5 protein-coding genes are annotated in these 5,595 nt (G+C 79.1%); 3 read left to right on the top strand and 2 right to left on the bottom strand.

Translation table 11 applies throughout. The features are described 5' to 3' along the window. Positions 1 to 68: 68 nt before the first annotated feature. The 3 genes from GTR00_RS13220 to GTR00_RS13210 are packed head-to-tail and all read left to right on the top strand — an operon-like array spanning position 69 to position 2,113. The gene (locus GTR00_RS13220; protein ID WP_166612078.1) at positions 69 to 782 is read left to right on the top strand and encodes an alpha/beta fold hydrolase; all 714 of its coding nucleotides are present in this window, start codon (positions 69 to 71) and stop codon (positions 780 to 782) included. Continuing rightward, positions 779 to 1,405, top strand: coding sequence for a maleylpyruvate isomerase N-terminal domain-containing protein (locus GTR00_RS13215; protein ID WP_166612077.1), 627 nt, complete (start codon positions 779 to 781; stop codon positions 1,403 to 1,405). Before GTR00_RS13220 ends, GTR00_RS13215 begins: the two co-directional genes overlap by 4 nt. Before the next feature lie 60 nt (positions 1,406 to 1,465). Beyond that, complete coding sequence (locus tag GTR00_RS13210; protein ID WP_166612076.1) at positions 1,466 to 2,113, top strand: hypothetical protein; 648 nt, start codon at positions 1,466 to 1,468, stop codon at positions 2,111 to 2,113. A gap of 10 nt (positions 2,114 to 2,123) precedes the next feature. On the opposite strand, the gene GTR00_RS13205 is transcribed toward GTR00_RS13210, so the two are convergent. Continuing rightward, positions 2,124 to 4,358: a DUF2201 family putative metallopeptidase gene (locus GTR00_RS13205; RefSeq protein WP_166612075.1), complete on the bottom strand. Its 2,235-nt coding sequence runs from the start codon at positions 4,356 to 4,358 to the stop codon at positions 2,124 to 2,126. Continuing rightward, positions 4,355 to 5,491, bottom strand: coding sequence for an AAA family ATPase (locus GTR00_RS13200; RefSeq protein WP_166612074.1), 1,137 nt, complete (start codon positions 5,489 to 5,491; stop codon positions 4,355 to 4,357). Before GTR00_RS13200 ends, GTR00_RS13205 begins: the two co-directional genes overlap by 4 nt. Positions 5,492 to 5,595: the final 104 nt, after the last annotated feature.

The raw sequence follows: 5,595 nt of genomic DNA, 5'->3' as shown, positions 1-5,595 counted from the left end.
ACCGTAGGGGCCGCCGCACCCCGCGAAACCCCTGGCGCGCCGGGCGCGGCGGCCCCTACGGTCGGCGCGTGGATCACGCACCGATCGTCCTGGTCCCCGGGTTCTGGCTGGGCGCGTGGGCGTGGGACGAGGTCGCCGCCGCCCTGCGCGCCGACGGCCACGACGTCACCGCGCTGACGCTGCCGGGTCTGGAGGACCCCGCCGCCGACCGGTCCCGGACCGGGCTGGAGGACCACGTGGCGGCGGTGCGCGACGCGGTGGTGGCCGCCGGGCGGCCGGTGGTCCTGGTGCTGCACAGCGGCGCCGCCGGGGCCGGGTACGCCGCCACCGACCGGGTGCCGGAGCGGGTGGCGGCCGTCGTGTACGTGGACTCCGCTCCCCCCTCCGGCGCCCTGGACCCCGGGTGCGCGGCCGTGGAGGTGCCGCTGCCGCCGGCCGAGGAGCTGGCTGCCGACGAGAACCTCGACGGCCTGTCGCAGGAGCAGCTGGCGGAGTTCCGGCGCCGCGCCGTGCCCGAACCCGGCGGCGTGCTGCGCGAGGCGCCCGTGCTGCGCGACGACGCCCGCCGCGACGTGCCCACCACGGTGGTGTGCACCGGCAACAGCGCCGAGGAGGTGCGCGGCTGGCTCGCGCAGGGGCACGCCTGGCTGGGCGGGCTGGCCGAGCTGCGCGACGTGACGTACGTGGACCTGCCCACGAGCCACTGGCCGATGTGGTCGCGCCCGCGGGAGCTGGCGGACCTGCTGGGCGGCGTGGCGCGGCGCGCGGGCGCGGCGTCGTGACGGCGCCGGCGGCCGGCGCGTGGGAGGGGGCGCGGGGCGCGTTCACCGACGCGGCGCGCTGGTTCGCGCGCACCGCGGCGCTGGTGGGCGGGCGCTGGGGCGCACCGGGCCTGGGCGAGTGGGACGTGCGCGCGCTGGTCGGGCACACCAGCCGCTCGCTGCTCACCGTGGAGGCCTACCTGCAGCGGCCCGCCGCGGCCGTGGACGTCGACTCGGCGGCCGGGTACTTCCGCGCCACCCGCGAGGTCGCCGCGGGGCCGGGGGTGGCCCAGCGCGGGCGCGAGGCGGGCGCCGCGCTGGGCGAGGACCCGGCCGCGGCGGTCGCCGCGACCGCCGAGCGGGTGCTCGCGCTCGTCGGGTCGCGCGGGGGCACCGAGACGCTGACGACGATCGCGGGCGGGATGCGGCTGGTGGACTACCTGCCCACGCGCACGTTCGAGCTGACCGTGCACACCGCGGACCTGTGCGCCGCGCTCGGCGTGCCGGCGCAGGCCCCGGCCACCGCGGCGCGGCAGGCCCTGGACCTGGTGGTGGAGCTGGCCGTCGCCGACGGGCGCGCCGCGCACCTGCTGCTGGCGGCCACGGGCCGGGGCCTGCCGCCGGGGGGCCTGTCGGTGCTGTGAGGCCCCGGGCCCCGCAGCGCCGGGCGGGCCCGCCCGGCGCCGGGGTGCGATGCTCGAGCGGTGCGCAGGTGGGACCCGGTCCAGGACCAGTGGACGCGGCACCAGCGGCGGATCGCCGCGGCCGGCGCCCCGGAACCGCGCACCGCGCACGTGGCGGGGTTCGAGCACTACCCGCGCTTCTACGCCAAGCGCCGGCGCGGCCGGGTCGTCGACGTGGCCTCCTCCTTCGACGTGCTGGTGCGCTCCGCGCGCGGCGGGTGGGCGGCCGGGACGACGGTGACGGCCGCGCACCGGGCGCCCGACGGGCACCCGGTGGTGCTGGAGGACACCGCGCCGCAGGGCACCTGCCGCTCCAGCCTGTGGGTGCCGGCGGTGCCCGGCGGCCCCGTCGCGGAGGTGGTCGCGGCGGTCCGCACGCTGCGCGCGTTCGGCGCCCCCCTGGCGCCGGGCGTGCAGGAGGGGGCGGCGTCCGGGTCGTGGGCGGAGCGCTCGCAGGAGGCGTGGCTGGAGGGCGACGTGCGGCCCGCGGTGGACGGCTTCCGGGTGGAGTGCACGCTGCCGGCCGGGCACGAGGGCCCGTGCACGGCGCGCTCGCAGCTGGGCGACCTCGTGTGGCGGTGGGACCCGCGCGAGCAGGTCGTCCTCGACGCGCCCGGGGAACCGGGCGAACCCGGCGGCGAGGTGCCCGGCGGACCCGGCGAGGGCTGAGCGGGCCCGCTCAGGCGCCGGCGCCGTCCCGCTCGACGACGATCTTGCGCATCCAGCCGGGCACGCCCTCGCGGTCGCCGTCGAGCAGCAGCACCACGTACACCGCCCCCGGGTTCTCCGGCGGGGGGCGCAGCGGCCACGGGGTGTCGCCGTCGGTGGCGGTGATGACGAGGTCCACCCTCGGGCGCAGCGCGGCCGCCGCGGCGATGCCCACGCGCATGTCGGTGCCGCCGCCGCCGACCAGCGCCAGGTCCTGCACGCGCCGCACCGGGCGCGCCCGCGCGGCGGCGGCGTCGCAGGCGATGACCTGCACCCCGCTGCCGTGGCAGCGCCGCACGATCGCCTCCGTCTCGGCGTGCACGCGCCCGAGCATCTCGGCGGTGATCGAGGCGGAGGTGTCCACGACCTCCGCGGCCCGCGGCGGGCGCGGCTGGCGCATCGCCGGCAGCACCACGCCCGGCGTGGACGCGCTGCGCCGCGAGGGGCGCGCGTAGGAGTAGTCGCGCACCCCGGCGACGTGGGCGCTGACCCGCCGGGTCACGCTCAGCAGCTCCCGGCGCCAGTCCACCACCGGCTCCAGCGTGAGGTTCGCCCACCGCTGCCACCCCGCGGGCACCGTGCCGCGCGAGCGGGCGTGCTCCAGGACGTTGCGGGCGGTCTGCTGCCGGATCAGCTCGGCGCGCCCGGCGTCCACGCTGCCGTCGTCCTCGCCGTCGGCGTCGCGGCCGCCGGCGTCGCCCTCCCACGCCCGGCGCGGGCCCCCGGCCGCGGAGCCGCAGTCGTCGTACCCGGCGGGCACCGGGCGCGGTGCGGGCCCCGAGCGGCGCGCACCCCCGACGGTGAGGGTGGCGGCGGCCCGCTCCCCGGCGGTGCTCACCACCACCAGGTGCTGACCGTCGGGCAGCGGACGCGTCAGCTCCAGGTCCACCACGGCCGGGCCCAGCACGGTGAGCGCGCCGGTGGCGCCGGCCAGCGGGGCGAGCCCGGCCGCCACCTCCAGGACCTGCGCGGTGCTGCCGGCGTCGAAGGAGACGTCCTCGCCGACACCGGCCAGCACCACGGGCACGTCGTGGCCGCCGGGCAGCCGGTCCGGGGTGAGCTCCAGGTGCGGCAGGCCCACGGGCAGGGCCGCCTGCACGGACTCCTCCCCGGTGCGCACGCGCACCAGGTGCGCGCCCTCGTCGAGGGGCCCGAGGCGGAACGTCAGGGCCGTCGCCGAGACGGGCGAGACGTCGGAGACGACGTCCAGGACGGTGCCGGCGGCGTCGAGGACCTCCACGACGGAGCCGTCGCCGAAGCGGGTGTCCCGGCCCACCACCACGACCTTCTCGCGCGCGGAGCGGTCCCGGCGCAGGTGGTCCGGGCGCAGCGAGATCGAGGGCGCGGTGACCGTCAGCTCGGCGGAGGCGCTGGTGCCGGCGCAGGTGAGCTCGACGACGTGGCGGCCCGGGGGCAGGGGTTCCAGCAGCTCGAAGGAGGCGGTGCGCGCGTCGTGCACCGCCACCGGGCCGGTGCGCGCGCCGACGGGTGCGCCGACGGGGTGCACGGCGCCGACGGGGTGCACGGCGACGGCGGGGTGCACGGCGACGGCGGCGGGGCCGGTGAGGAACTCCTCGCGGGCGCGGGCCAGCACGCGCAGCGGGACCCCGTGGTCCCGGCGCAGCGCGGCGGGCAGCAGCAGCAGGGCGGGCGAGCCCTCGGCCAGCTCCCGGCCGGCGGGCCCGGCGACGAGCAGCCGGTAGATCTGCTCGGCGGTCATCCCCGGGTCGGCGCCGGGGACCCGCTCGGGGAACCACGCCTTCACCGCCGGCAGCCGCACGCCGGCGGCGCGCAGGTCGTCGTTGACGGCGCAGTCGCCGGCCTGGTTGAACAGCGGGTGGCGCTCCTGCGGTTCGCCGAGGGCGTCGAAGCGCTCGTGGTGCCGGCGCAGCGGGTGGCCGACCTCGTGCAGCCAGACGCCCACGACCTCGGCGACGTCCAGGGTGAGGAGGAACTCGGGGTTGTAGTACATGCGCCAGCGCGTGTCGATGCCGACGGTGGGGATCTCCGCGGTGGGCACGGCCTTCACCGCGTACAGGGCGTCGCTGAGGTACGGCATCAGCTCACCGGCGCGGGCCCGCCCGGCGGCCAGCCGCAGCGCGGCCCGCTCCTCCAGCGACCCCGCCGGAGCCGGCGCTGCCGGAGCGCGTCGCGCCGCAGCGCCCCGCCCGTCCACGCCCCGCCCGTTCACGCGTCGCCCGTTCACGCGTCGCGGGTGAGCAGGCCGAGCTCGGTCAGGATCGGGCCGAGCGAGGCGATCACCCCCGGCGTCGGCATGGCGCCGGTGGGGCGCTCCTGCGCCCACCGGCGCCCGAAGGAGAACGCGATGTCCGCGCTGCGGGCGTCGGCGATCCGGGCGAGCACGCGCCCGCAGTTCGTCCACCGCTCCACGGTGTTGCGCGCGGCGGTCGCCGCCCACACCGAGGCCGCCACGGCGTAGGTGCGGTCGGTGCGCTGGGGGTCCACCACCCAGGCGTCGGGGTCGCGCAGCAGCTCCTCGGGGTCGGGCAGGTCGAGCTCGCGGACGTAGGCCAGGAACTCCCCGGCCGCGGCGACGCCCACGGTCCCGGACACCAGGAGCGTGACGACGGTGCTGTTCGCGCCGGCCGCGCGGGCGTGGGCGTACAGCCGCGCCGCCATCTCCCACGAGCGCGGCGTCGGGAACGCCCGCCCGGCCTCCTCCGAGGACGAGGGCATCCGGGTGACGAGCTCGGGCCGGGACCCCAGGAACACCCCCACCAGGGTGGTGGCCCGCTCCAGCTGGGCGGCGACCTCCGCCTCCTGCGCGCGCGGCACGGTGACGGCCGGCCAGCCGCTGGTGAAACCCTCCCGCACGGTGTCGGCGTCCAGGCTCCACGTCAGGTGCAGGAACCGGTTCGCCACCGGCGGGGCCAGGTCCCACCCGTCGGCGGCCACGTCCGGGGGGTTCGCCGCGGCGACGGTGCGCACCTGCGGCGGCAGGCGCAGGTCGCCGACCACGCCCTCCAGGATGGGGCGCAGCAGCGCGGCCTGCGTGGCCGGCGGCGCGGTGGAGACCTCGTCGTAGAACTGCACGCCCGCCCGGCCCTCGCGCTCCACCGCGTCGCGCAGCCGCACCGCCCACGACGGCGGCGCCAGCGAGGCGGTGCCGGAGGCGGTGTCCACCACGGGCAGGCCCGCGAAGTCGCTGGGTTCGCGGATGGAGGCGATGACGGTCTCCAGGTGGGCGCCCATGCCCTCGGCCAGCTCCCGCACGACGGAGGACTTGCCCTGACCCGGCGGCCCCCACAGGACCACCGGGACGTTGGCGAGCAGGGCGACGCCCAGCGCGTCGCAGGTGTCGGTGTGCTGCTGGCTCACGCGGTGCTCCTCCGGGGGGCGTCCAGGGTCCCCGCCCCCGCCCCGCCCAGCAGGGCGGCGAGGAACGCGAGGCGGTCGGGGGTCAGGGTGCCCGCGGCGTGGGC

Origin of the sequence: Kineococcus indalonis, from assembly GCF_009906395.1 — a bacterium.
Classification (GTDB): domain Bacteria; phylum Actinomycetota; class Actinomycetes; order Actinomycetales; family Kineococcaceae; genus Kineococcus; species Kineococcus indalonis.
This window is presented reverse-complemented; position numbering and strand designations above follow the sequence as displayed.